The organism is Herbiconiux ginsengi, assembly GCF_900107435.1.
Taxonomy (GTDB): Bacteria; Actinomycetota; Actinomycetes; order Actinomycetales; family Microbacteriaceae; genus Herbiconiux; species Herbiconiux ginsengi.
Window position 1 is genome coordinate 285,511 of record NZ_FNPZ01000003.1, and the last position, 24,046, is coordinate 309,556.

A 24,046-nucleotide genomic window follows, 5' to 3' on the forward strand; every position below is an offset into this window, starting at 1 on the left:
ATACGCTTATTAGCTTGGCTAATGAAATCGGATGCGCGACCCGGCCTGCGCCGCACGCCGCCGCCCCTCGCCCGACTGTCAGGCCGGAGCGGTTAAACTGGGTGCACGATGGCTACTTTTGGAACTCTCTCGGACAGGCTCGCCGAAACCTTCAAGAACCTCCGCACGAAGGGAAAGCTGAGCCCCGCGGATGTCGACTCGACCGTGCGCGAGATCCGTCGCGCCCTGCTCGACGCCGACGTCGCGCTCGAGGTCGTGAAGGACTTCACGGGCAAGGTGCGCGAGCGTGCACTCGGCGACGAGGTCAACAAGGCCCTGAACCCCGCGCAGCAGGTGGTGCAGATCGTCAACGAGGAGCTCGTGCAGATCCTCGGCGGCACCCAGCGCCGACTCGAGTTCGCGAAGAAGCCGCCGACCATCATCATGCTGGCCGGCCTCCAGGGTGCCGGTAAGACGACGCTCGCGGGCAAGCTCGCCAAGTGGCTCGCGAAAGACAACCACACGCCTCTGCTCGTCGCCGCCGACCTCCAGCGCCCGAACGCCGTCAACCAGCTGCAGATCGTGGGTGGGCAGGCCGGCGTGCCGGTCTTCGCTCCTGAGCCGGGCAACGGAGTCGGCAACCCGGTCAAGGTCGCGAAGGACTCCATCAAGTTCGCCACCGACAAGCTCTACGACACGGTCATCATCGACACCGCCGGCCGTCTTGGCGTCGATGCCGACATGATGAAGCAGGCGGCCGACATCCGCCGCGCCGTCGACCCCGACGAGGTGCTCTTCGTCATCGACGCCATGATCGGCCAGGATGCGGTGGCCACCGCCCGCGCGTTCCAGGAGGGCGTCGACTTCACGGGCGTGGTGCTCACCAAGCTCGACGGAGACGCGCGCGGTGGTGCGGCGCTGTCGGTGGCATCCGTCACCGGCCGGCCGATCATCTTCGCGTCGACCGGTGAGACGCTCGACGACTTCGAGCCGTTCTACCCGGATCGCATGGCCTCGCGCATCCTCGACCTCGGCGACGTGCTCTCGCTCATCGAGCAGGCCCAGTCGGCCTTCGACGAAGAAGAGGCCCGGGCGGTCGCGGAGAAGTTCGCCACCGACTCCTTCACTCTCGAAGACTTCCTCAAGCAGATGCAGCAGCTGCGCAACGTCGGCTCCATCAAGAAGATGATGGGGATGCTGCCGGGCGCGGGCGGGCTGAAGCAGCAGCTCGAGAACTTCGACGAGAAGGAGATCGTGCGCACCGAGGCGATCATCCAGTCGATGACGAAGGCGGAGCGCCAGAACCCGAAGCTGCTGAACGGATCGCGGCGCCTGCGCATCGCGCGGGGTTCGGGCATGACGGTCACCGATGTGAACTCGCTCATCCAGCGCTTCGAGCAGGCCTCCAAGATGATGAAGACGGTGGCCAAGGGCGGCGTGCCGAACGTTCCGGGCATGGGGCCCATCCCCGGCGCCGGATTCGGCGGCGGCCGCGGAAAGCAGCAGGCCAAGAAGAAGAGCGGATCGCGGTCGGGCAACCCGGCGAAGCGCGCGGCGGAGAACGCGGCGCGGGCCGCCGGCGAGAAGCCCGCGATCGCGGCCGGCAGCGGCGGGGGAGCCGGCTTCGGCCTCGGGGCGAAGGCGGCCGACGGCACGCCGAACCCGAGCCCCGAAGAGCTCGAGGCGCTGCAGCGCTTCCTTCGCTAAACCGTCCACCGGTCGCCATATGCTTGCTCCATGACAACTTCTTCTCGGCCGATCCGTGTCGGCGTGCAGATCGCCCCGCAGCACTCGACCTACCAGACCATCCGCGACACCTTGGCCGAACTCGAAGACCTCGGTGTCGACATCGCCTTCAACTGGGATCACTTCTACCCGCTCTCGGGTGAGCCCGACGGACTGCACTTCGAAGGCTGGACCATGCTGGCGGCCTGGGCCGAGCAGACCTCGCGCATCCAGTTCGGGCCGCTGGTGACCTGCAACAGCTACCGCAACCCCGATCTGCTCGCCGACATGGCACGCACGGTCGACCACATCTCGGCGAAAGACGGCGGCGAGGGCCGATTGATCTTCGGCATCGGATCGGGCTGGTTCGAGCGCGACTACGACGAGTACGGCTACGAGTTCGGCACGCCCGGCACCCGTCTCGACTCCCTCTCCGAAGCGCTGCCGCGCATCGAGGCGCGCTGGGAGAAGCTGAACCCCGCGCCCACGCGCGACATCCCGGTGCTGATCGGTGGCGGTGGCGAGAAGAAGACGCTCCGCATCGTGGCCGAGCACGCCGACATCTGGCATTCCTTCTCCGACACCGAGACGCTCGAGCGCAAGCTCGTCGTGCTCAGCGACTGGTGCGAGAAGGTCGGGCGCGACGTCGGAGAGATCGAGATCTCGACGGGCGTGCGCGGAGCCACCGGCGAGGCTGCAGCCAACCTCGACAAGCAGCTCGACCTGGGCGTCACCCTCTTCACCCTCGGCATCACGGGCCCCGACATCGACATGCAGGGCGTGCGCGACCTGGTGAAGTGGCGCGACAGCGTCAGCTGACCGTCTCGCTCACCGCGCCGCGCGGCGTAACGCCATCCATACAGTTCCGACGGGATGGCAAGCCGCGGGCCGCTCTCGACGACCCAGGGTGAGCGCGAGGCCGCGAAGCGACCTCACGCGAACATGTCGCCCGGCGCCGCAGTAGCGGCGGCGCCGGCAGCGAGCGACGCGTCAGCCGAAGGCCGACGCATCGCGGGAAAGCGGCGAAGCGGTACCCTGATCCCGCGACCCAGGACAGCGGGGTTCCGGTGTCAGGACAACCCGTGCCTCAGCTCATGGGTGAGCGACGCCACCACCGCGCGCAGGCTGCCGCCGTTCGCCTCGGCGACGCGGAGCTGGCGCTGGTAGCTCGCGCCGCCGGACAGGATCAGGTTCACCTGGTCGAGTTCGGTCGCGCACCCCAGCCGTTCGGCGGTCGGCGCGAGGCGGTCGAGTTCGCGGCGCACGGCATCCGTCACCAGCTCCTCGTTGCCCGCGGAATCGAGGATGATCTCGGCGTCCATACCGTAGCGGGCGGCCCGCCACTTGTTCTCGCGCACGAACCAAGGCTGCATCGTGGGCAGTTCCTCGCCGGCGTCGAGACGCCCCGACATGTCGTCGACCAGGCACTGGATGAACGCGGCCACGGCCCCGATCTCTTCGGGACTGGAGAGCCCGTCGCAGGCCCGCATCTCCACGGTTCCCCATTGCGGGGAGGGCCGGATGTCCCAGCGCACCTCCGTGTGGTCGCTGATGACCCCCGTCTTGATGAGGTCGTCGACGTACTCCTCGTAGTTCGCCCAGCTGCCGAACTGGTAGGGGAGGCCGGCCGTGGGGAGCTGCTGGAACATCAGCGCACGGTTGCTGGCGTACCCGGTGTTGACCCCGCCCCAGAACGGGCTCGAGGCGCTGAGTGCCTGCAGGTGCGGGTAGTAGTTGAGCAGCGAGTTGACGATCGGCAACGCCTTCTCGCGGTCGTCGACGCCGACATGCACGTGGATGCCCCAGATCATCATGTTGCGGCCCCACCACTGGGTGCGGTCGATGAGCTTGTGGTAGCGCTCCTTGTCGGTCACCGTCTGCTCGAACCACTGGCCGAACGGATGTGACCCGGCACACATCAGCTCGACGTCGAGCGGGTCGGTGATGGCGCGCACCTCGGCGAGCTGGCCTTGCAGGTCTTTGACCGCATCCGCCACCCGGTCGTGCACCGTCGTGACGAGTTCGACGGTGTTGAGAAGCAGTTCGTTGGTGATCTGGGGGTGCGGTTCGCCATCCGGTCCCCGCAGGGTCTCGAGCACCTCGCCGGCCACCGAGACGAGGTCGCCCGAACTGCGTTCGACGAGGGCCACCTCCCATTCGACTCCGAGGGTGGAACGCTTCGACTCGGCGAACGTGATCTGCATGGGAGCCCTTCGGGAATTACCGCTTCGGCCGCGTTATCTGTCAGAATAGCCAGTCGAGTCCATCCTCGCCCGACCCTCTAATCAGGCGGCATGGATTCCCTTAGAGCTTTTGCCGAGTGTGCCCCCACGCTCACGGCTGTCAGTTCGCCCACCTTTACATCACACAGGAGAATTGTGGCTGTCAAAATCCGTCTGAAGCGCCTGGGCAAGATCCGCGCGCCCTACTACCGCATCGTCGTCGCCGACTCGCGCACCAAGCGCGACGGCCGCGTCATCGAAGAGATCGGTCTCTACCACCCGACCGAGGAGCCCTCGGTCATCCAGGTCGACTCCGAGCGTGCCCAGTACTGGCTGTCGGTCGGCGCTCAGCCCACCGAGCAGGTCACCGCGCTGCTGAAGCTCACCGGCGACTGGGGCAAGTTCAAGGGTGACAAGGACGCCGTGTCGACCGTGCGCGTCAAGGGCGAGAAGGAAGCCTACGTCGCCGACGAGAAGAAGAAGCCGGTTCTGAAGCCCAAGGCCGAGCCGAAGGCTGCTCCGGTCGAGGCGGAGGCCGCTGCTGACGCCGAGGCCGCTGAGGCCACCGACGCCGAGGCCAACGAGGTCGCCGTCGAGGCTGCCGAAGACGCAGCGGACAAGGCCTGACCTTGCTCGCTCCGGCTCTCGAGCACCTCGTCAAGGGGATTGTCGACAATCCCGACGAGGTTCGTGTCATCACGAAGAGCTCCCCGCGCGGCGAGGTCCTCGAGGTGCGTGTGCACCCCGACGACCTCGGCCGCGTGATCGGGCGCTCCGGTCGCACCGCCAAAGCGTTGCGCACCCTCGTCACCGCGCTCGCCGATGGCAAGCGCGTGCGTGTAGACGTGGTGGACACCGATTACTGAGAACAACAAGACCCAACTCCGGGTGGGTCGGCTGCTGAAGGCCCACGGCCTGAAGGGCGCGATCAAACTGGAGCTGTTCACCGACGACCCGGAACGACGTTTTGTTCCGGGCGCGGTGTTCACCCTGCAGGTGCCGACCTCGTCGCCCTGGCACGGCAAGTCGCTCGAACTGACTGAACTGCGCTGGTACAACGGCCACCCGGTCGGCTTCTTCAAGGGCGTTCCCGACCGCAGCGCGGCCGAGGGTCTTGTCAAGGCGATCCTCTGGATCGACCTCGACGAGGCGGCCGAGGAGCCGGAAGACGACGCGTGGTACGACCATCAGCTGATCGGCCTGCGCGTCGTGCGCGACGGTCAGCCGGTCGGAACCGTGCGGCTCGTCGAACACATGCCGGCGCAAGACCTGCTGATCGTGAAGACCCCGGCGGGAGACGTGATGGTGCCGTTCGTCAAGGCGATCGTGCCCTCGGTCGACCTCGACACGGGAATCGTCACGGTCACGCCCCCGGCGGGCCTCTTCGAGGACCTCCCCGAGGAGCCCGATTCTCCGTCTCCCGTGGCCGCTGACTAGTTTGTGCACAAATAGCGAGGACCGACGCAAATAGAGCGTCGGTCCTCGCTATTTGCACAAAAACTAGCAATCCTCAATACTGTCATGCGTGTCTCACGTGACGGATCAACTGCAAGCTCTCGGCGGCGTCGCCTCGACCGCGCAGATGGGCGCCCGCGGTATCGCTGCGGGCGAGCTCAACCACGCTGTGCGATCCGGCACGATCGAGCGGGTTCGGAGTGGCTGGGTCGCGCTCCCGGGCGCGCCGCGCGACGTCGTGGCGGCCCTGCGGATCGGCGGTCGACTCAGTTGCCTGTCCGTGCTGAAGTCCCACGACCTCTGGTGTGCGACCGACTCTCGCCTGCATGTGCGAGTTCCGGCGAGGCCTCGTAACCTTTCCTCGCCGCTCGACCGACGGGTTCCCCTCGGTCGCCCAGAACGTTTCGGCGTCGTCGTGCACCGTTCCCGTCCGGCGCCCTTTCTCGAAGAGCCTGACGGACCTATCGATTCCTTTGCGTGGGCACTGTTGCATTCGATCGAATGTCAATCCCAGAACGATGCCATCGTCACTCTCGACTCGGCTCTCCACTCCCAGCGCGTCTCGCGCACGGAACTCGAGTTCCTGTGCGCGGGACTCCCGAAGACGTACCGCGCCTATCTCGAGCTGACTGACGCGAACGCAGCCTCCGGCCTCGAGACGAAGGCGCGCCTCGGGCTCCGCGGCTACAACATCTCTTCCCTGAGTCAGGTCAAGATCCGTGGTGTGGGAAACGTCGACCTTCTCGTCGGAGATCGGCTGGTCGTCGAAACCGACGGCCGGGAGTGGCACACCAAGCCGGCGGCGTACCTCGAGGATCGCCGCCGCGATCTCGCGCTTACGGAACTCGGCTACATCGTGTTGCGGCTCAGCTATTCGCAGGTGATGGAGGAGTGGGACCGGGTGCTGGGTGTGATCCGTGGGATCGTCGCCCGTGGCGAGCATCGTTGGGCCGCGCGGCACCGCAGGGCGGGTCTGGGCACGGGAACCGAGCTGCTCTGACCCCGCGGTTAGGCTGGGGGGATGCGCATCGACGTCGTCACGATCTTCCCCGAGTTCTTCGACGTGCTCGACATCTCGCTGCTCGGCAAGGCCCGACAGAGCGGCATCCTTGATGTTTCGGCGCACAACCTCCGCGAGTACACGCACGACCGTCACCGCACGGTCGACGACACACCCTATGGTGGCGGAGCGGGCATGGTCATGAAGCCGGAGCCCTGGGGCGAGGCGCTCGACGAGCTGCTCGGCGACGCGACCCCCGGCGACTCCGCCGCGTCCGCCCCGCTCGTCATCTTCCCGTCACCCGCAGGCCAGGTGTTCACCCAGAAGATGGCTCGCGAGCTGGCGCATCGCGAGCACCTGATATTCGGATGCGGCCGCTACGAAGGCATCGACCAGCGCGTCTTCGACCATGCCGCCACGCGCGCGGAGGTGCGCCTGGTGAGCATCGGCGATTACGTGCTGAACGGGGGAGAGGTGGCGGTGATGGCGATGATCGAGGCGATCGGCCGGCTGATCCCCGGAGTGGTGGGCAACCCCGAGAGCCTGGTCGAAGAGTCGCACGAAGACGGGCTGCTGGAGTATCCGAGCTACACGAAGCCCGCGGAATGGCGCGGACTCGAGGTGCCGCCGATCCTGCTGAGCGGCAACCACAAGGCGATCGACGCGTGGCGCCGCGAGCAGCAACTCGAGCGCACGCGCCGGGTGCGGCCCGACCTCCTCCCGGTCGAGCCCTCGGAGGAGTAGGCGCTACGACCGGGCCGTGAGCACGAGCGGCCCGTCGTCGGTGATGGCGACGGTGTGCTCCATGTGGGCGCCGTTCGAGCCGTCGGGGGACCGCAGCGTCCAGCCGTCTTTGTCGGTGTAGATCTTGTCGGTCGTCTCGAGGAACCACGGCTCGATCGCGATCACCAGGCCCGCCCGCAGCGGCAGTCCGCGCCCGGCGCGGCCGTTGTTCGGCACGTGCGGGTCGCCGTGCATGGTGCGGCCGACGCCGTGGCCGCCGAAGTCGGTGTTGATGCCGTAGCCCGCCGCCGTGGCGACAGCGCCGATCGCGGCCGAGATGTCACCGAGGCGTCCGCCGGGCTGTGCCGCGGCTATGCCGGCCGCGAGCGCCTCGGTGGTGACCTCGATCAGCCGGGTGTCCTCGGGCGAGCGCGGCGTTCCGGCTATCACCGTCAGCGCGGAGTCGGAGACCCAGCCGTCGACGGATGCCGCGAAGTCGAGACTCACGACGTCACCGTCGCGCAGGGCGTAGTCGTGCGGCAGCCCGTGCAGCACGGCGTCGTTCACGCTCGTGCAGAGCACCTTGCCGAAGGGTGAGGCGCCGAAGGAGGGGTGGTAGTCGATGTAGCACGACTCGGCTCCCCGGGCGCGGATCATCTCGTGCGCGATCCGGTCGAGCGTCAGGAGGTTCACGCCGACGGCGACGCGCGACGCCAGCTCCGTCAGCACCTCGGCGACGAAGGCGCCCGCCGGACGCATCTGCTCGATCTCGGCCGGTGTCTTGAGCTCGATCATCGTGTTCCTCTCCCCGGGCATTTCATGGCGCCCATGAAGACCCTACCGACCGGAGTCTCAGCGAACATCCGGAGTAGCTGCATACTCTGGACAGGTGATCATCCGTCGGGCCTTCTTCTACTGGCAGTTCCCTGCCGCGGTCATCCTGCCCGCCTGGATCCTGGTTGGTTGGGGAGTGTTCGCCGCCACCGGCTGGCAGATCATCGGGCTGATCGTCGGCGTCATGATGCTCACAGTCGCGATGCTGGCCGTCGCGGGTCTCATCTTCGCCCGCAAAGACGTCCGCGCCGAGCGTGCGGTCTCGTGGCTCGATGTGGGCCTGCTGACGGTTTTGCAGGGTCTCATCGTCGCGATCGGGTTCTTCACGCCGGCCACCGCCCTCCTCAGCACGCTCTCGGTCGTCGCGGTGATCGCCCTGTTCTGGTCGGGCATCATCCAACTCGTGGTCGAGACGCGCCGCCGGGTGCGGGCCACCCTGGCCGCTTTCGAGGCGCAGGCGCAGCAGGCGACCCGCCTGCAGAGTCCGCCGCGGAAGCCGCGGATGGATGGCGAGTACATCGTGATCGAGACCAGCGAGCGCACGGTGCCGCCCCGCATCTGACCAGCTCTCCGTGGAGCCGGGGCGCTTTTGCGCGGTCCACGCGATCTATGGCACAATTGACCCTTGTGCCACGGCCCGGCTCTGCCACAGGGGAGCCAGCAATCATCCGGCACATCATCCACTGACTTCGAAGCCGTGCTCGACCTGTGAGCGGGCGCAGATTGCGAACACACCATGCATATCCTCGATTCCGTCGATGCGGCCTCGCTCCGCACCGACATCCCCGACTTCCGTGCCGGCGACACCGTCAAGGTGCACGTGAACATCATCGAAGGTACGCGTTCGCGTATCCAGATCTTCCAGGGCGTCGTCATCGCCCGCAAGAACGAGGGCGTGCGCGAGAGCTTCACCGTGCGCAAGGTCAGCTTCCAGGTGGGCGTCGAGCGCACCTTCCCGGTGCACTCGCCCGTGATCGACCACATCGAGGTCGTCACCCGCGGTGACGTCCGTCGCGCGAAGCTGTACTACCTCCGCAACCTCCGCGGCAAGAAGGCGAAGATCAAAGAGAAGCGCGACGCGTAGTCTTCGAATTCGCTGCATGCCGCAGGGCAGGCGTCGTTTATCCTGAGCTCCCGACCACTACAGTGGTTCGGGAGCTCAGGCGGTTAAATGACAGAAACATCCCTGCCCTCGCGGGCAGAAGAAGCGGACGACCAGCGTCCGAGGCGATCCCGGAGCGCGTGGCTCTTCCTCCGCGATCTGCTCATCATCTTCGTGATCGCATTGCTCGCATCCGTTCTCATCAAGACCTTCCTGGTGCGCTCGTTCTACATTCCCTCGGGGTCGATGGAGAACACGTTGCAGATCGACGACCGCATCCTCGTGAACCAGCTCGAACCCAACGTGATGCCGCTCTCGCGCGGTGACGTCGTGGTGTTCAAAGATCCGGGTGGCTGGCTGCCGCCGACCGCCGAGCCGCAGAAGAACCCGCTGGCCGCGGCGATCGACTGGGTGCTCGAGGGCGTCGGTCTCGCGGCCGACGACGCCAACGATCACTTGATCAAGCGCGTGATCGGGCTGCCGGGCGACCACGTGGTCTGCTGCAACGCGCTGGGGCAGATGTCGGTGAACGGCGTTCCGCTCGACGAGACGGCCTATCTGAAGCTTCCGGATGGGGTCTCCGCCGTCTCGCAGGAGCCGTTCGACATCACGGTGCCCGAGAACTCGCTCTGGGTGATGGGCGACAACCGCTACAACTCCGCCGACTCGCGGTTCAATCAAGACAAACCGGGCAACGGGTTCGTGCCCGAGGGCAACGTCGTGGGTCGCGCCATCCTCGTCACCTGGCCGGCCGACCACTGGACCTGGCTCGACAACTACGGCGACGTCTTCAGTGGCATTCCGGATGTGGCGCCCGCCGAGGTGGGGGCTCCCCAGTCCACGAGCGCCGGTGCGGGGCCCGACGAATGACACCGGTCGCCGACCCCACCCTGAAGTTCGAGCGCGAGATCGTCGGGCTCGGGCGGCGGCGCCGGGCGGTTGCGCCCGCTGACGGAAGCCTGTCGATCGACGTGCCGATCGACGTCGAGACCGCCGAGCCGCCGCACAGCGGTCTCGTGATCGGGTGCGACGAGGTCGGCCGGGGCGCGCTCGCCGGACCGGTCGCGGTCGGGCTGTGCGTGATCGACGTGCGGGTGACCAAGTCGGTGCCGAAGGGTTTGCGCGACTCCAAGATGCTCGCCGAACCGCGCCGCGAAGAGCTGGCGCCGATCGCTCGTTCCTGGAGCCTGGCGCACGCCGTGGGCTACGCCTCAGCGCTCGAGATCGATCGGATCGGCATCAGCGCCTGTCTCGGCCTCGCGGGAGCCCGGGCGCTCGACGAGCTGGCCGCCGCGGGTGTCGACGTCTCGTCGGCCACGATAATACTCGACGGTCAGTGGGACTGGCTCACGCCCGCCGTGTCGCGGCCCTTGACGATCCGCACGAGGATCAAGGCCGACCGGGACTGCGCCTCGGTCGCCGCCGCTTCCGTCATCTCCAAGGTGGCCCGGGATCGGCTGATGATCGAGCACGACGGCACCTTCCCGCACTACGGCTGGGTGCGCAACAAGGGCTACGCGAGCGAAGAGCACCGGGATGCGATCCTCTCGCACGGTGCATCGGAACTGCACCGGCACACCTGGCTGAGCAAGATGATGGCCGCTCCGCTGGAGGAGCCCGCCGTCGCACTCGACGGTCTCGACGCCGTGGACGGTCTGGAGCGCCTCGGGGCGACGGCCGACGATTCCGCGGCCTAGACTGGAACCACGATGGACGACGACGAATTCGAAGACTACGACCGAGAGGTCGAGTTGGCGCTCTACCGCGAGTATCGCGACGTGGTCTCGCAGTTCAAATACGTGATCGAGACGGAGCGCCGGTTCTACCTCGCCAACGAGGTCGAACTGGCCCGCCGCGACACCGAGCACGACTTCTACTTCGAGCTCACCATGAACGACGTGTGGGTGTGGGACGTCTACCGTTCCGACCGCTTCGTGAAGTCGGTGCGGGTGCTCACCTTCAAAGACGTGAACGTCGAGGAGCTCTCGAGCAAGGACTTCGAGCTGCCCAAGGAACTCGCACTCGACGAGTAGGGGTCTTCTCCTTCACATCTCGCCGTCTGGCGAACCTCGTCCCCAGATCCAGCCCATCCGCCCCGCGCGGGTTGCCACCCCGGCAGCCTTGTCGCGGAGGTAGTGATGAAGGCGAAAGACGAATTGGGTCAGCGCGGCGAAGACCTCGCCGCGGAACATCTGGCGAGGTCGGGATACCGAGTGGTGGCGCGCAACTGGCGCTGCCCGGTGGGCGCGATCGACATCGTGGCCCACGACGGGCCGACCCTCGTGATCGTGGAGGTGAAGACGCGACGATCGGATGCGTTCGGGCATCCGTTCGAGGCCATCACGCCCGCGAAACTGCGGCGGCTCCATCTGCTCGGATCGGCGTGGCTCGCCGAGCACGCCGAGACGCGACATCCCGAGGTGCGGGTCGACGTGCTGGGCATCCTCTGGCCGGAATACGGTGAGCCGAGCATCCAGCACCTCCGGGGCGTGTGCTGATGGTCGCGCGCACCTTGTCCGTGGCGCTCCTCGGCATGACGGGCGCGGTGGTCGAGGTCGAGGCCCACATCGCCAATCAGATCCCGGGTTTTCAGCTGATCGGGCTGCCGGATGCCGCGCTCTCCGACGCGAAAGACCGCGTGCGGGCGGCGGCCGCGAACGACGGATGCCCGTTGCCGGCCAAGAAGATCGTGGTGAACCTCTCCCCGGCGTCGTTACCGAAGCAGGGCTCCACCTACGATCTGGCCATCGCGGTCGCGGTGCTCGCGGCCGAGGGGGCGATCGAGGTCGACGCGATAGCCTCCGTGGTGCACCTCGGCGAGCTGAGCCTCGATGGCCGGGTGCGGCCGATGCAGGGGCTTCTGCCCGCCGTCGTCGCCGCTCGCGCCGCCGGTTTCCGGCGCTTCGTGGTGCCGCAGGGCAACGAAGACGAAGCCCTACTGGTGCCCGATGTCGAGGTCACGACGGTGGCGTCGCTGCGCGACGCACTGATCCGTCACGGTGCTGAGCTCGAACCGAATCCGGTGGAACCGATTCGGCAGCCGCCCGCTCCGCCGGTCGCCGAGTCGGTCGGCGATCTGGCCGACGTCGTGGGCAACCCCGACGCGGTGGAGGCCCTGGTGGTCGCGGCCGCGGGCGGACACCACCTGATGATGCTCGGTCCGCCGGGCGCGGGCAAGACGATGCTGGCCGAACGCCTGCCGGGTCTTCTGCCTGATCTCGACGCCGAGCAGGCGCTGGAGGTCACGTCGCTGTCGTCCCTCTCCGGCCGGCCGGTGAACGGTCTGCTGACGAGGCCACCCCTGGAGAGTCCGCACCACACGTCATCGGCCGCCGCCCTGGTCGGAGGAGGGTCGAAGGTCATCCGGCCCGGCGCCGCCGCCCGGGCCGCGCACGGGATCCTCTTCCTCGATGAGGCGCCCGAGTTCCCCACTGCGGTACTCGATGCACTGCGGCAGCCCCTCGAATCCGGGTCGATCACCATTCACCGCGCGGCAGCGGTCGCGCACTTCCCCGGGAGGTTCCAGCTCGTGCTCGCGGCGAACCCGTGCCCCTGCGGGCAGTTCGGCACGTCCGACATCCCCTGCAGCTGCACACCCATCATGCGCCGGCGCTATCTGTCACGGATGTCCGGCCCCCTTCTCGACCGGGTCGACCTGCAGTTGCGGGTGAACCGTGTCACCACGTCGGCGGTGAGGCTGATGAGCGACGAAGGCTCGCGGGTGTCGACCCGAGCGGCTCGAGCACGGGTGGAGCAGGCGCGGGCGATTGCGCGGGAACGCCTCGCCGGTACGCCCTGGAAGACGAATGCCGAGGTGCCCGGTTCGTGGTTCCGCTCCAGTGGGCGCCGCCTTTCGCCAGGTGCCACGGCAGCCATCGACCGCGCGCTCGAACGCGGCAACCTGACGATGCGCGGCTATGACCGCGTGCTCCGAGTGGCCTGGACCATAGCCGATCTCGAGGAGGCCTCGGCACCGACGAGCGATCACGTCGGCTGGGCACTCTTCTTGCGGAAGTCGGTGGCAGCATGAGGGTGCATCAGCTCGAACGGCCGCTGGTGCGTTCCCTCGTGCAGGCGGTGAGCCGAGGAACCGCCGAACTGGATGACGATGCTGTCGCGCGCATCTTCGCCACCGCCACCTGGTCGGTACTCGTCGAACCGGGAGACGGCGTGGCCGGCCTCCTCCTGGAGTCGATCGGTGCCGACCGCGCGTTGTCGATGCTGATCGAAGGGCGCCCACCCGGAGACTGGCTCGCCGCGTCGGTCGACGCCGGATCTCCGGTCGAACTCGGTCTCGCCGACGTCGCGGCAGCGTGCGAGCGCTGGCGTCCGAGACTCTCGTCGAGGCTCGTGGTCGCCGCGTTGCGAGCCGCGGTCCAGTGCCGAGCGGGGTTCGTCACGCCCGGCGACGCCGCCTGGCCGGATGCGCTCGAGGTCTTGGGGGCGCACGCCCCGATCGGCCTCTGGGTGCGCGGCAGCGTCGGTGCACTCGATCACCCCGGTGGAGCGATCGCGATCGTGGGTTCGCGCGACGCCACGAACTACGGCGAACACGTCGCGATGGACCTGGCGTCGGGTCTCAGCGACCGTGGCTTCGCGGTCGTCTCCGGTGCGGCCTACGGCATCGACGGCATGGCGCATCGGGCCTGCCTGGCGAGTCGAGGCACCACGGTCGCGTTCCTGGCAGGAGGCGTCGACCGGCTCTACCCCGCTGCGCACCACGACCTGTTGCTGCGCGCCGCCGTCTCCGGTGCGGTCGTGTCCGAGCTCCCGTGCGGATCGTCTCCCACCAAGTGGCGGTTCCTGCAGCGCAACAGGTTGATCGCCGCCGCCAGTCACGCCACGGTCGTGGTGGAGGCGGGCCAACGCTCAGGGTCGCTCAACACGGCGGGCCACGCAGCGGCCCTGGGCCGCCCGCTCGGCGCGGTGCCCGGGCCCGTGACGAGCGTCACCTCGGCCGGCTGCCACCGCCTGCTGCGCGAATTCGACGCGGTGTGCGTGACATCGGTGGCCGACGTGGTCGAGATGGTGCTCGGGTCGCCCGACGCCCGCCCGGTCGGCGCGTCCACGACCTCAGGCGCAGCACCGGGCGCAACGGCGACCGGTCGCGCGGGGGAGCGGCGTTCGGCCGACGGCCCTGATACGACACGGGTTCTGGATGCATTGAGCTCCCGATCGCCCCGCGGCGTCGCCGATCTGGCTCGACGAACGGGAATGGCGCCCCGGGCCGTGGCCGTGACGCTCGGCACGCTTGCTCTCGACGGCGGAGCGTACGAGAACGAGAACGGCTGGTTAAGGATGTGAGCGAGGGATGAGTCCGAACTCGGAGATCTGCGAGACTGGAAACCATGGCCCAATACGGCGAGCCCCTGCACACGATCGTCCACATCAGCGACACGCATTTCCTGGCGGAGGAGCAGCCGCTCTACGGCACGGTCGACACCGATGCCACGCTGACGCAGGCACTGCGGCAGTTGGAGGCTTCGGGCATCCGCCCCGAAGCGCTGGTATTCACGGGCGACATCGCCGACCTCGGAGAAGACGACGCCTATCGTCGAATCCGGGGGATCGTCGGACCGGCGGCGGAACGACTCGGGTCGCGCGTGCTCTGGGTGATGGGTAACCACGACGATCGCGCCCGCCTGCGAGTGGAGCTCCTCGACGAGGCGCCGCTGGCCGATCCGGTGGTGACGAGCATCCGTCTCGGAGGGCTCCGTCTGATAGCGCTCGACACCAGCGTTCCGGGCTACCACCATGGTGAACTCTCCGCCGAACAACTCGAGTGGTTGAGGGGCGAGCTGGCCACGCCCGCGCCCGAGGGCACGATCGTGGCGTTGCATCACCCGCCGATCCCCACCACGATCCCGCTCATGCCGATCCTCGAGCTGCAGCGGCAGGAGGAGTTGGCCGAGGTCATCCGGGGCACCGATGTCCGAGCCGTGCTCGGCGGGCATCTGCACTACTCGACCCACAGCCTCTTCGCCGGTGTGCCCGTCTCGGTCGCCGCCGCCACCTGTTACACCATGGATGTCGCGGCGCCGCGTGGGCGGCTCACGGGGCTGGGCGGCGGTCAGTCGTTCTCGATCGTGCACGTCTACGACGACCGGATCGTGCACTCGACGGTGCCGATCGGCGACTTCCCGGTCGTGTCGGGCTTCGACAACGCCTTCGTCGAGCGGGTCTACGCCCTCTCCGACGACGAGCGACTCGAGGCCTTCTCGCGCCAGCAGCAGCGCTGACGCGGGAACACGCGCCGACCGCTGAGAGGATTCACCCGTTCGCGGTGGATGCTTGAGGGGTGGACATCTCCGGAGCGCGTGCCGAGTACGAGCGCTACCTGCGCCTCGAGCGCGGATACTCGGAGCACACCGTCCGTTCGTACGGCGCCGATCTCACCGACCTCGAGACCTTCGCCCGATCGCGCGGCATCACCGACGTCGCCGATCTCGATCTGCCGTTCTACCGGGACTGGCTGTGGGCGGCTTCCCAGCGTGAACTCGCGAAATCGACCCTCGCCCGGCGCGCGGCCACGGCCAAGACCTTCTCGGCCTGGCTGCGGCGAACCGGGCGGATCGAGATCGACGCTGCCATCCGTCTCCGCGCGCCGAAGCCCGACCGCACGCTGCCTCGCGTGCTCTCCGGCGACTCCATGAATGGTCTGCTCGACGTGCTCCACATCTCGGCTGCCGATGGGGATCCGGTCGCGGTGCGCGACGTCGCCGTGGTCGAACTGCTCTACGCCTCCGCGCTGCGCGTGTCTGAACTCGTCGGCATCGACATCGACGACCTCGATCTCGACCGGCGCACCGTGCGCGTGGTCGGCAAGGGCTCGAAGGAGCGCATCGTGCCGTTCGGAGTGCCCGCCCATCACGCCCTCACCGACTATCTCGGCCGCTCGCGCCGCGCCCTGCTCGAGCGCCGGCCGGCGACCGCCGCGGCCCGGCCCGGTGCGGCCCTGTTCCTCGGTGTCCGCGGGGGGCGGCTCGGCACCCGCTCGGTGTACGAACTGGTCTCCGGACTGCTCGAGGCCGTGCCGGGTGGAGGGCCGGCCGGCCCGCACGCCCTCCGGCACACCGCGGCGACGCACCTGCTCGATGGCGGCGCCGACCTCCGGGCCGTGCAGGAGATGCTCGGCCATGCCAGCCTCGGCACGACCCAGATCTACACCCACGTCACGGTCGAGCGCCTGCGCGCCTCCTACCAGGCAGCTCACCCGCGCGCCTGACCCCTGGCTGCACCGTGGCGTCCGCCTCCGTGGTCGGCCCTCGACTTCACGGTCGCGCCCGGCCCCGCGCTCGACCAGTTCGACACCGCGGCGGCGACCTGCCCGCAGCGGCGACAGCACCATCGCGCCCGACCACCTCGCCTCGAGACGATTGCGGCCCGGCGCCCGGGAGGGCCGCGAGCCGCGGGAGCAGGATCGCGCGCGGGATCTCGCCGACCAGACCGCGGGGGTTCAGGTAGTCGCCGTGCAGGCGCACGCCGAAGTGGAGGCACACCGCTGCGCAGTGTCCGCCCGTGCCGACCGTTCCGATCACCTGTCCGTGCAGCACGACATCGCCCACGGCGACCGTCGCGACGACGGGTTCGACACTCGAGCGATAGTCGCCCGGATGGTCGATCGAGACGACAGGCCGGCCCGCGACGGCGCCTGCGAAGGCCACCACTCCGTCACGGGGCGCAAGCACCGGCGCGCCCGGCGCGGTCGCGAGGTCTGCTCCCCGGTGCCCAGCACCGTATCTCGTGGCGGGCGCCACGAATTCCGCGGTCACCAGCACCGGTGCGTTCACGGGCCACTGCCACGGGCGAGTGGCGTCGGCGGCGGCCGCCGCCGACGTTCGAGCCGGCCCCGCCCCACCCTCAATCGGCGGCCCGACCCAGGGCCCGGCCGCAGCAGTGGCCGGTCCGGCCCCGGCAGCAGGAGGCGACCCGCCCCAGGCCGCAGCCGCGCCTCCCACATCGACTCCGCTCACCACGACGACACCTGCGGCCACCGTCACGGCTACACAGCGCCGAATCCACCTCATCGCACGACGACTCATTCCGACACGATCGCGGATATTCTGCCGGGGCGGAGCCCGATTGCGACGTGTGTGGAGGAACCGTGCCAATATCGGATGTGTGGGGGAGTGGACAAGACAGCCTGCACCCCGATCCGATCGGCACGAAGGAGTCCGTCATGAGTTCGAATGAGCCTGCCACCCGTTCAGCGGTGGATGACCACGCCAGCGCACGACGACTCCGACGCAAGGTCATCGCCCTGTCGATCGCCGCCGCCCTGGGCGGCTTCCTCTTCGGCTTCGACTCCTCCGTCATCAACGGAGCGGTGAAAGCGATCGAAGAGGACTTCAATCTCGGAGACCTCCCGCTGCTCAGCGGCTTCACCGTCGCATCCGCCCTGCTGGGCTGCGCGATCGGCGCCTACTTCGCCGGCCGTCTCGCCGACCGGATCGGCCGCATTCCGGTCATGCTCATCGGCGCCGGCCTCTTCCTCATCAGTTCCATCGGCTCCGGCTTCGCGTTCGCGGTCTGGGATCTCATCATCTGGCGTGTCATCGGCGGTCTCGGCATCGGCATCGCGAGCGTCATCGCTCCGGCCTACATCGCGGAGATCGCGCCGAAGGCCGTGCGAGGTGCGCTCGCCAGCCTGCAGCAGCTCGCCATCACGCTCGGTATCTTCGCGGCGCTGCTCTCCGACACCCTGCTGCAGGGCGCAGCCGGCGGCGCGAACGAGCCGCTCTGGTTCGGAGCGGATGCCTGGCGCTGGATGTTCGTGGCCTGCGCCGTCCCCGCCATCGTCTACGGTCTCCTGGCCTGGCGGTTGCCCGAATCCCCGCGCTACCTCGCGGGCAAGGACCGCCAGAGCGACGCCCGCGACGTGCTCGCGAGCGTGATGCCCAAGAGCGAGGTCGACGACGCGCTCGCCGAGATCGAGCAGTCGCTGAAGGAAGACCGCGAGAACGCCCGCACCGCGAGCCTGCGCGGCAAGATGTTCGGATTGCTTCCGGTGGTCTGGGTGGGCATCCTGCTGTCGATGTTCCAGCAGCTGGTGGGCATCAACGTCATCTTCTACTACTCCACCAGCCTGTGGAGTTCTGTCGGCTTCGACACCACGAACGCCTCCACGAGCTTCACGATCTCGGTCGTCACCAGCATCATCAACGTGGCGGTGACCTTCGTGGCGATCTTCTTCGTCGACAAGATCGGCCGGCGCCCGCTTCTGCTGACCGGTTCGGCCGGCATGGTGGTCTCCTTGGGCCTGATGGCGGTGGCGTTCTCGCAGTCCGTGCTGGTCGACGGCGCGCCGCAACTGCCCGGCGCCTGGGGCCCGCTCGCCCTGGTCGGCGCCAACCTGTTCGTCATCTTCTTCGGCGCCACCTGGGGTCCGATCGTGTGGGTGCTGCTCGGCGAGATCTTCCCGAACCGCATCCGCGGCAAGGCGCTCGGAATCGCGGCGGCCGCCCAGTGGCTCACGAACTTCGCCATCACCGAGACCTTCCCGGCGCTGTCGAGCTTCTCGCTGGCCTTCACCTACGGCCTCTACACCTTCTTCGCCCTGGTGTCGTTCGTGTTCGTCTTCTTCGCGGTTCCCGAGACGAAGGGCCGCTCGCTCGAGAGCATGGACAGCCTCAAGGTCGTGCGGAAGCGCGACCGGGTCGTCGCCCAGCAGTAGCCGACTGCGGAGTGTTATAGTTCTCGGAGCACCCTGCATGTCGGGGTGACTTCGCGTGCCCACGAGGCAGCAGCATCCAATCGGTCCCATGTTCGAGAGAACAGCTCGAAAGAGCGGGCTGGATGCGCGCCGGGCACCAGGATTCGCGGCCATCGTCGCGGAGCAAACCGAGAACAGAAGGAGTACGGCAATGGCCGTCGTCACCATCCGCCAGCTGCTCGACAGCGGCGTTCACTTCGGGCACCAGACCCGCCGTTGGAACCCGAAGATGAAGCGATTCATCTTCACTGAGCGTTCCGGCATCTACATCATCGACCTGCAGCAGTCGCTGGGCTACATCGACAAGGCCTACGACTTCGTCAAGGAGACGGTCGCCCACGGCGGCACCGTGCTCTTCGTCGGCACGAAGAAGCAGGCTCAGGAGTCCATCGCCGAGCAGGCGACCCGCGTCGGCCAGCCCTACGTGAACCAGCGCTGGCTCGGTGGCCTCCTCACCAACTTCCAGACGGTGTCGAAGCGACTCGCCCGCATGAAGGAGCTCGAGGAGCTCGACTTCGAAGACACGTCGAAGAGCGGTTTCACCAAGAAAGAACTGCTCATCAAGAAGCGCGAGCTCGACAAGCTGCACAAGTCGCTCGGCGGTATCCGCAACCTCACGAAGACGCCGAGCGCGCTCTGGGTCGTGGACACCAAGAAGGAGCACCTCGCGATCGACGAGGCCAAGAAGCTGGGCATCCCGGTCATCGGCATCCTCGACACCAACTGCGACCCCGACGAGGTCACCTACCCGATCCCGGGCAACGACGACGCGATCCGCTCCGTCGCTCTGCTGACCCGTATCGTGGCCGACGCCGCCGCTGAGGGTCTCATCCAGCGCCACCAGAAGCCCGAAGAGGGCGACGCCCCGGCCGAGCCGCTGGCCGAGTGGGAGCGGGAGCTCCTCCAGGCCTCCGAGAACCCGCAGTCGGAGGCCGAGAAGATCGAAGCCGTCGATGGCGAGATCACGGGTGAGGTCGACACTGAGGCCGTGGCCGAGGTCATCGCCGCCGAGACGCCCACCGAGGAGAACGACGCCGACGCACAGGCCGAGGCCGACCTCGCCGCGATCACGGACGAGACGCTGGTCGTCGAGCACCACGTGGTCTCCGACGCCGAGGCCGAGGCGAAGATCGAGGCCGAGGCAACCGAGGCCGAGAAGGCTCCCGCCGCCGAGTAGTCGCCCGCCGTTCACGCGTGGACCACGCGGGAACGGCATGCTGACACCGACACCAACTTTTCAAGGAGTTTGAACAAACATGGCAACAATCAGCCTGGCTGATGTCAAGGCGCTGCGCGAGCAGCTCGGCACCGGCATGGTCGACACCAAGAACGCCCTCGTCGAGGCCGACGGTGACATGGAGAAGGCCGTCGAGATCCTGCGTCTCAAGGGTGCGAAGGGCAACGCGAAGCGTGCCGACCGCTCCACGAGCGAGGGACTCGTCGCCGCGACCCAGGAGAACGGCGCCGCCACCCTGATCGAGCTCGCCTGCGAGACCGACTTCGTGGCCAAGGGTGAGAAGTTCATCGCCCTCGCCGACAAGGTGCTCGCCGCCAGCGCCGCCGCCGGCGCGTCGACCGTCGAGGAGGCCCTCGCGGCCCCCGCTGACGGCAAGACCGTGGCCGACGTCATCAACGACGAAGCCGCGATCCTCGGCGAGAAGATCGAGCTGCGCCGCATCGTGCGTCTCACCGGCGACGCCTTCGAGATCTACCTCCACAAGACCAGCAAAGACCTGCCCCCGCAGGTCGGCGTGGTCGTGGCCTACACGGGTTCGGATGCCGAGACCGCTCGCTCCATCGCGCAGCACATCTCGTTCGCCGACCCGCAGTACCTCTCGCGCGACGACGTGCCCGCCGAGGCCGTCGAGAAGGAGCGCGCGATCGTGACCGAGATCTCGAAGAACGAGGGCAAGCCGGAAGCGGCTCTGCCCAAGATCGTCGAGGGTCGCGTGCAGGCCTACTTCAAGCAGGTCGCCCTGCTCGAGCAGGACTACGCGAAGGACAACAAGCTCTCGGTCGCCAAGGTGCTGGCGGATGCCGGCATCACGGTCACCGGTTTCGCCCGCTTCAAGGTCGGCGCGTAACCACGGCGTGAACTCAGGGAAGGCCCGGGTCGATCATCGACTCGGGCCTTTTCGCTGCCCGGACGCCCGGGCACTCGACAGGTAACGGTAGCCTGAACACGGGCACGACGAAGGGATGCATGACGGATGTCAGAGCCGGAAACCACGCGCAGGGTACTACTCAAACTTTCCGGTGAGGCGTTCGGGGGCGGAGCCCTCGGAGTCAACCCCGATGTGGTGAGCAGCCTGGCACGCGAGATCGCCGAAGCGGCCAAGGAGGTCGAGGTCGCGATCGTCGTCGGCGGAGGCAACTTCTTCCGCGGCGCCGAGCTCTCGCAGCGCGGCATGGACCGCGGGCGCGCCGACTACATGGGCATGCTCGGCACGGTGATGAACGCCCTGGCCCTGCAGGACTTCCTCGAGCAGGCCGGCGCCGAGACCCGCGTGCAGTCGGCGATCTCGATGACCCAGGTGGCCGAGCCCTACATCCCGCGCCGCGCCATCCGTCACCTGGAGAAGGGCCGCGTCGTGATCTTCGGCGCCGGAGCCGGACTGCCCTACTTCTCCACCGACACGGTGGCCGCCCAGCGGGCGCTCGAGATCCACGCCGTCGAGGTGCTGGTGGCCAAGAACGGTGTCGACGGGGTGTATTCCGCCGACCCGCGGGTGGATGCGGACGCCGTGAAGCTCGAGAAGCTCACCTACAACGAGGCGCTGCAGAAGGGCCTCAAGGTGGTCGACTCCACCGCGTTCAGCCTCTGCATGGACAACGGGATGCCGATGCACGTCTTCGGCATGGAGCCGGCCGGCAACGTGGCGAAGGCCATCCGCGGCGAACGGATCGGCACCCTGGTGGCCACGAGTCACTGAGCCGCCTGCCGGGTTCCAGGCCTCCGGCGCCCCCACTGACTACACTTGTCACGACTGATTCACTAAGGAGTTCCCGTGATTGCGGATGTACTGGCCGATGCGACCGAACGCATGAACAAAGCCCTCGAGGTGACGAAGGACGACTTCTCCAACGTCCGCACCGGGCGCGCGAACCCCGCGCTGTTCCAGAAGATCCTGGTTCCCTACTACGGCACCCCGACGCCGCTGGCCCAGTTGGCATCGCTGCAGAACCCCGAGGCGCGCACGCTGATCGTCACGCCCTACGACAAGGGGGCGCTCCGCGACATCGAGCAGGCCATCCGCGACGTGCCGAACCTCGGTGCGAACCCCACGAACGACGGCAACATCATCCGCATCACCCTGCCCGACCTCACCGAGGAGCGTCGCAAGGAGTACGTGAAGATCGTGCGCACCAAGGCCGAAGACGGCAAGGTGGCGATCCGTAACATCCGGCGCAAGGCGAAAGACGACCTCGATGCGCTGAAGAGCGAGGTCGGCGACGACGAGGTATCCCGCGGCGAGAAGGAGCTCGAGCAGATCACCAAGAAGTCGGTCGACGCGATCGACGACGCTCTGAAGCGCAAGGAAGCCGAACTCCTCGAGGTCTGACCTCGACCGGCCGCCCATGAGCCACGACTCCGAGCCCGAGCCTCCCGGGACGCCCCAAGCCAGGCGCGGGCGCTCGTTGTCGCGCGCCGACATCCAGGCCCAGGTGCGGGCACGCAAGGAGCAGTTCGACGAGGCGAACGAGAAGATCACGGAGCGAACAGGCCGCAACCTGATCTCGGCGATCGCGATCGGCATCGTCCTGGCCGCCGTCATGGTGTTCAGCCTCGTGGTGATCAAAGAGATCTTCATGGCTCTCGCGGCCGTGCTGGTGGCCTTCGCCACGCTCGAGCTCGCTGCAGCGCTGAAGCATGCGGGCATCCACGTGCCGCGCATCCCGACCGTCATCGCCGGAGTGGCCCTGGTGCCCGCGGCCTACTACTGGGGCGCTGAGGGGCAGTGGCTCGTCTTCGTGGGCGGAGTCGTGCTCGTGGCTGCCTGGCGTGTGTTCGAGGTGGCCTTCATCCCGCCGCGCCCCGGGTTGGCCGGAACGGTGCGGGATGTCGCGGCCTCCACCTTCGTGCAGGTCTACGTCTCCTTCCTGGCCAGCGTCTCGGTGCTGCTGCTCTCCAAAGAGGGCGGGCAATGGTGGGTTCTCGCGTTCATCGTGGTCGTGGTGCTGGTCGACGTCGGGGCCTACGCCAGCGGACTGAACTTCGGCAAGCATCCGATGGCGCCCACCATCAGCCCGAAGAAGACCTGGGAGGGTCTGGCGGGAGCCGTCGTGGTGGCCCTGATCGGCGGTGTGCTGCTGGCGATCTTCCTGCTCCAGCAGCCGTGGTGGTTCGGCCTCATCTTCGGAGCCGTGATCGTGACCACCGCGACCGTCGGCGATCTCTGCGAGTCGCTGCTGAAGCGCGACATCGGCATCAAAGACATGAGCAGCTGGTTGCCCGGTCACGGGGGATTCCTCGACCGCCTCGACTCGATCCTGCCCTCGGCGGCCGCGGCCTACGTGCTCTGGGTGATCTTCGCGAGTTGATCCGGAGGGCGCTGCGAGGCCGATCCGAGCGCTGCGTGCGGAGTTGCCAGGCAATCATTGGCACAATAGAGCCGTGAGCGTACCGTTTCCCCGCACCCGCAACTCGACCCTCGGCTACGACGTCGACGAGGTCGACGACTTCCTCGCCAAGGCCCGGCTGGCCTACGACGAGCGCAACGCGACCTCCGGCGCCTACACGCTCACGAGCGACACGGTACGGCACACGGCGTTCACGATGCAGAAGGGCGGCTACTACGCCCCGGCGGTCGACGCCGCGCTGGAGCGCCTCGAAGACGCCTTCGCCCTGCGCGAGCGCGACCGGGCCTACCAGGCCGCCGGCGACGAGGCCTGGTTCGCGAGCGCCCGCAGTCGCGCGGCCGAGATCCTCGCCCGCCTCGAGCGGCCCGACGGCCAGAGGTTCCGGCGCGCCGGCTTCCTGCGGGTGGGCTACAACGTGAAAGACGTCGACGCCTTCACCTCCTACCTCACCGAGTACTTCCGGTCGGGGGCCGACGTGACGGTGACGGATGTGCGAACCGTCGTCTTCCGTTCCCGCCGCGGCGGGTACAGCGAAGCCCAGGTCGACGCCGTGCTCGACGCCGTCGTGGATGTGATGCTCGCCGTTCGGTAACGGCGGCGGAATACTGCGTCGACGACGGATTTCGCTGCACGATCGTGCGCGCGCATCCGATTTCGTGCGTCGAACATTTCGATCACGTAAAGAAGTACCGCTCGGTGCGTCCCCCGGTTGG

General features: G+C 67.8%; 27 protein-coding genes. 24 read left to right on the forward strand and 3 right to left on the reverse strand.

Translation table 11 applies throughout. The annotated features are described in order from the left end of the window. The first annotated feature begins 108 nt into the window (after window positions 1-108). The gene (gene ffh, locus BLW00_RS14055) at window positions 109-1,686 is read left to right on the forward strand and encodes a signal recognition particle protein (protein ID WP_092555213.1); all 1,578 of its coding nucleotides are present in this window, start codon (window positions 109-111) and stop codon (window positions 1,684-1,686) included. A gap of 30 nt (window positions 1,687-1,716) precedes the next feature. Then, the gene (locus tag BLW00_RS14060; RefSeq protein WP_092555215.1) at window positions 1,717-2,523 is read left to right on the forward strand and encodes an LLM class F420-dependent oxidoreductase; all 807 of its coding nucleotides are present in this window, start codon (window positions 1,717-1,719) and stop codon (window positions 2,521-2,523) included. A 251-nt stretch (window positions 2,524-2,774) separates the two neighbouring features. Here BLW00_RS14060 and BLW00_RS14065 read toward each other — a convergent pair whose 3' ends face one another. After that, on the reverse strand, window positions 2,775-3,908 hold the full coding sequence (locus BLW00_RS14065) for a glutamate--cysteine ligase (RefSeq protein ID WP_092555217.1): 1,134 nt from the start codon (window positions 3,906-3,908) through the stop codon (window positions 2,775-2,777). 174 nt (window positions 3,909-4,082) lie between these two features. Between BLW00_RS14065 and rpsP the strand changes: the two genes are divergently transcribed. The 5 genes from rpsP (at window position 4,083) to trmD (ending at window position 7,125) form a co-directional block, all read left to right on the forward strand. Then, entirely contained in the window at window positions 4,083-4,553 is a 471-nt protein-coding gene (gene rpsP / locus BLW00_RS14070) for a 30S ribosomal protein S16 (RefSeq protein ID WP_092555219.1), read from the forward strand. Window positions 4,554-4,555: 2 nt separating this feature from the next. Continuing rightward, the gene (locus tag BLW00_RS14075) at window positions 4,556-4,792 is read left to right on the forward strand and encodes an RNA-binding protein (protein ID WP_092555221.1); all 237 of its coding nucleotides are present in this window, start codon (window positions 4,556-4,558) and stop codon (window positions 4,790-4,792) included. After that, the gene (rimM, locus tag BLW00_RS14080; protein ID WP_245741635.1) at window positions 4,785-5,363 is read left to right on the forward strand and encodes a ribosome maturation factor RimM; all 579 of its coding nucleotides are present in this window, start codon (window positions 4,785-4,787) and stop codon (window positions 5,361-5,363) included. The genes BLW00_RS14075 and rimM overlap by 8 nt, the downstream gene beginning before the upstream one ends. Before the next feature lie 256 nt (window positions 5,364-5,619). Continuing rightward, window positions 5,620-6,381 carry an endonuclease domain-containing protein gene (locus BLW00_RS14085; protein ID WP_175494285.1) on the forward strand — a complete coding sequence of 254 codons (762 nt, stop codon included), beginning with the start codon at window positions 5,620-5,622 and terminating at the stop codon, window positions 6,379-6,381. Between the two features lie 21 nt (window positions 6,382-6,402). Beyond that, window positions 6,403-7,125 carry a tRNA (guanosine(37)-N1)-methyltransferase TrmD gene (trmD, locus tag BLW00_RS14090; RefSeq protein ID WP_092555227.1) on the forward strand — a complete coding sequence of 241 codons (723 nt, stop codon included), beginning with the start codon at window positions 6,403-6,405 and terminating at the stop codon, window positions 7,123-7,125. Between the two features lie 3 nt (window positions 7,126-7,128). Here trmD and map read toward each other — a convergent pair whose 3' ends face one another. Then, window positions 7,129-7,899 (reverse strand): type I methionyl aminopeptidase, encoded by a 771-nt coding sequence (gene map / locus BLW00_RS14095; RefSeq protein WP_092555229.1) that lies wholly within the window; start codon window positions 7,897-7,899, stop codon window positions 7,129-7,131. 94 nt (window positions 7,900-7,993) lie between these two features. Here map and BLW00_RS14100 point away from each other — a divergent pair, with 94 nt between their 5' ends. From BLW00_RS14100 to BLW00_RS14145, 10 genes are all read left to right on the forward strand, one after another. Then, complete coding sequence (locus BLW00_RS14100; protein WP_092555231.1) at window positions 7,994-8,500, forward strand: hypothetical protein; 507 nt, start codon at window positions 7,994-7,996, stop codon at window positions 8,498-8,500. Window positions 8,501-8,674: 174 nt separating this feature from the next. After that, window positions 8,675-9,022, forward strand: coding sequence for a 50S ribosomal protein L19 (gene rplS, locus BLW00_RS14105; RefSeq protein WP_092555233.1), 348 nt, complete (start codon window positions 8,675-8,677; stop codon window positions 9,020-9,022). A gap of 87 nt (window positions 9,023-9,109) precedes the next feature. Continuing rightward, on the forward strand, window positions 9,110-9,910 hold the full coding sequence (gene lepB, locus BLW00_RS14110; protein WP_092555235.1) for a signal peptidase I: 801 nt from the start codon (window positions 9,110-9,112) through the stop codon (window positions 9,908-9,910). Continuing rightward, window positions 9,907-10,737, forward strand: a complete 831-nt coding sequence (locus BLW00_RS14115; RefSeq protein ID WP_092555238.1) for a ribonuclease HII — start codon at window positions 9,907-9,909, stop codon at window positions 10,735-10,737. The genes lepB and BLW00_RS14115 overlap by 4 nt, the downstream gene beginning before the upstream one ends. A 12-nt stretch (window positions 10,738-10,749) precedes the next feature. Next, on the forward strand, window positions 10,750-11,073 hold the full coding sequence (locus BLW00_RS14120; protein WP_092555240.1) for a DUF2469 domain-containing protein: 324 nt from the start codon (window positions 10,750-10,752) through the stop codon (window positions 11,071-11,073). Window positions 11,074-11,178: 105 nt separating this feature from the next. Then, window positions 11,179-11,538: a YraN family protein gene (locus BLW00_RS14125; protein ID WP_092555242.1), complete on the forward strand. Its 360-nt coding sequence runs from the start codon at window positions 11,179-11,181 to the stop codon at window positions 11,536-11,538. Continuing rightward, window positions 11,535-13,070, forward strand: coding sequence for a YifB family Mg chelatase-like AAA ATPase (locus tag BLW00_RS14130; RefSeq protein ID WP_092556114.1), 1,536 nt, complete (start codon window positions 11,535-11,537; stop codon window positions 13,068-13,070). The genes BLW00_RS14125 and BLW00_RS14130 overlap by 4 nt, the downstream gene beginning before the upstream one ends. Beyond that, entirely contained in the window at window positions 13,067-14,344 is a 1,278-nt protein-coding gene (dprA, locus tag BLW00_RS14135; protein ID WP_092555244.1) for a DNA-processing protein DprA, read from the forward strand. Before BLW00_RS14130 ends, dprA begins: the two co-directional genes overlap by 4 nt. 44 nt (window positions 14,345-14,388) lie before the next feature. Then, a complete protein-coding gene (locus BLW00_RS14140) occupies window positions 14,389-15,279 on the forward strand; it encodes a phosphodiesterase (RefSeq protein WP_092555246.1) in 891 nt (296 codons plus the stop codon). A 59-nt stretch (window positions 15,280-15,338) separates the two neighbouring features. Then, the gene (locus BLW00_RS14145) at window positions 15,339-16,265 is read left to right on the forward strand and encodes a tyrosine recombinase XerC (protein ID WP_217634384.1); all 927 of its coding nucleotides are present in this window, start codon (window positions 15,339-15,341) and stop codon (window positions 16,263-16,265) included. Between the two features lie 46 nt (window positions 16,266-16,311). Here the strand turns inward: BLW00_RS14145 and BLW00_RS14150 are convergent, their stop codons facing one another. Beyond that, on the reverse strand, window positions 16,312-17,013 hold the full coding sequence (locus BLW00_RS14150) for a murein hydrolase activator EnvC family protein (protein ID WP_175494286.1): 702 nt from the start codon (window positions 17,011-17,013) through the stop codon (window positions 16,312-16,314). A 206-nt stretch (window positions 17,014-17,219) separates the two neighbouring features. Here BLW00_RS14150 and BLW00_RS14155 point away from each other — a divergent pair, with 206 nt between their 5' ends. From BLW00_RS14155 to BLW00_RS14185, 7 genes are all read left to right on the forward strand, one after another. Then, window positions 17,220-18,713 carry a sugar porter family MFS transporter gene (locus BLW00_RS14155; RefSeq protein ID WP_092555250.1) on the forward strand — a complete coding sequence of 498 codons (1,494 nt, stop codon included), beginning with the start codon at window positions 17,220-17,222 and terminating at the stop codon, window positions 18,711-18,713. Between the two features lie 190 nt (window positions 18,714-18,903). After that, entirely contained in the window at window positions 18,904-19,929 is a 1,026-nt protein-coding gene (gene rpsB / locus BLW00_RS14160) for a 30S ribosomal protein S2 (protein WP_092555252.1), read from the forward strand. Between the two features lie 79 nt (window positions 19,930-20,008). Beyond that, a complete protein-coding gene (gene tsf / locus BLW00_RS14165) occupies window positions 20,009-20,836 on the forward strand; it encodes a translation elongation factor Ts (protein ID WP_092555254.1) in 828 nt (275 codons plus the stop codon). A 126-nt stretch (window positions 20,837-20,962) separates the two neighbouring features. Beyond that, entirely contained in the window at window positions 20,963-21,685 is a 723-nt protein-coding gene (gene pyrH, locus BLW00_RS14170) for a UMP kinase (protein WP_092555256.1), read from the forward strand. 75 nt (window positions 21,686-21,760) lie between these two features. After that, window positions 21,761-22,315 carry a ribosome recycling factor gene (gene frr, locus BLW00_RS14175; RefSeq protein ID WP_092555258.1) on the forward strand — a complete coding sequence of 185 codons (555 nt, stop codon included), beginning with the start codon at window positions 21,761-21,763 and terminating at the stop codon, window positions 22,313-22,315. Between the two features lie 16 nt (window positions 22,316-22,331). Further along, on the forward strand, window positions 22,332-23,294 hold the full coding sequence (locus BLW00_RS14180) for a phosphatidate cytidylyltransferase (RefSeq protein WP_092555260.1): 963 nt from the start codon (window positions 22,332-22,334) through the stop codon (window positions 23,292-23,294). 73 nt (window positions 23,295-23,367) lie between these two features. Continuing rightward, window positions 23,368-23,925, forward strand: a complete 558-nt coding sequence (locus BLW00_RS14185) for a DivIVA domain-containing protein (protein ID WP_092555262.1) — start codon at window positions 23,368-23,370, stop codon at window positions 23,923-23,925. Window positions 23,926-24,046: the final 121 nt, after the last annotated feature.

Bases quoted from the DNA above. Each gene is read 5' to 3' on its own strand.
- ffh (WP_092555213.1), top strand. From the start codon at position 109: ATGGCTACTTTTGGAACTCTCTCGGACAGGCTCGCCGAAACCTTCAAG.
- BLW00_RS14060 (WP_092555215.1), top strand. From the start codon at position 1,717: ATGACAACTTCTTCTCGGCCGATCCGTGTCGGCGTGCAGATCGCCCCG.
- BLW00_RS14065 (WP_092555217.1), bottom strand. From the start codon at position 3,908: ATGCAGATCACGTTCGCCGAGTCGAAGCGTTCCACCCTCGGAGTCGAA.
- trmD (WP_092555227.1), top strand. From the start codon at position 6,403: ATGCGCATCGACGTCGTCACGATCTTCCCCGAGTTCTTCGACGTGCTC.
- map (WP_092555229.1), bottom strand. From the start codon at position 7,899: ATGATCGAGCTCAAGACACCGGCCGAGATCGAGCAGATGCGTCCGGCG.
- rplS (WP_092555233.1), top strand. From the start codon at position 8,675: ATGCATATCCTCGATTCCGTCGATGCGGCCTCGCTCCGCACCGACATC.
- lepB (WP_092555235.1), top strand. From the start codon at position 9,110: ATGACAGAAACATCCCTGCCCTCGCGGGCAGAAGAAGCGGACGACCAG.
- BLW00_RS14115 (WP_092555238.1), top strand. From the start codon at position 9,907: ATGACACCGGTCGCCGACCCCACCCTGAAGTTCGAGCGCGAGATCGTC.
- BLW00_RS14120 (WP_092555240.1), top strand. From the start codon at position 10,750: ATGGACGACGACGAATTCGAAGACTACGACCGAGAGGTCGAGTTGGCG.
- BLW00_RS14125 (WP_092555242.1), top strand. From the start codon at position 11,179: ATGAAGGCGAAAGACGAATTGGGTCAGCGCGGCGAAGACCTCGCCGCG.
- dprA (WP_092555244.1), top strand. From the start codon at position 13,067: ATGAGGGTGCATCAGCTCGAACGGCCGCTGGTGCGTTCCCTCGTGCAG.
- BLW00_RS14140 (WP_092555246.1), top strand. From the start codon at position 14,389: ATGGCCCAATACGGCGAGCCCCTGCACACGATCGTCCACATCAGCGAC.
- BLW00_RS14155 (WP_092555250.1), top strand. From the start codon at position 17,220: ATGAGTTCGAATGAGCCTGCCACCCGTTCAGCGGTGGATGACCACGCC.
- rpsB (WP_092555252.1), top strand. From the start codon at position 18,904: ATGGCCGTCGTCACCATCCGCCAGCTGCTCGACAGCGGCGTTCACTTC.
- tsf (WP_092555254.1), top strand. From the start codon at position 20,009: ATGGCAACAATCAGCCTGGCTGATGTCAAGGCGCTGCGCGAGCAGCTC.
- pyrH (WP_092555256.1), top strand. From the start codon at position 20,963: ATGTCAGAGCCGGAAACCACGCGCAGGGTACTACTCAAACTTTCCGGT.
- BLW00_RS14180 (WP_092555260.1), top strand. From the start codon at position 22,332: ATGAGCCACGACTCCGAGCCCGAGCCTCCCGGGACGCCCCAAGCCAGG.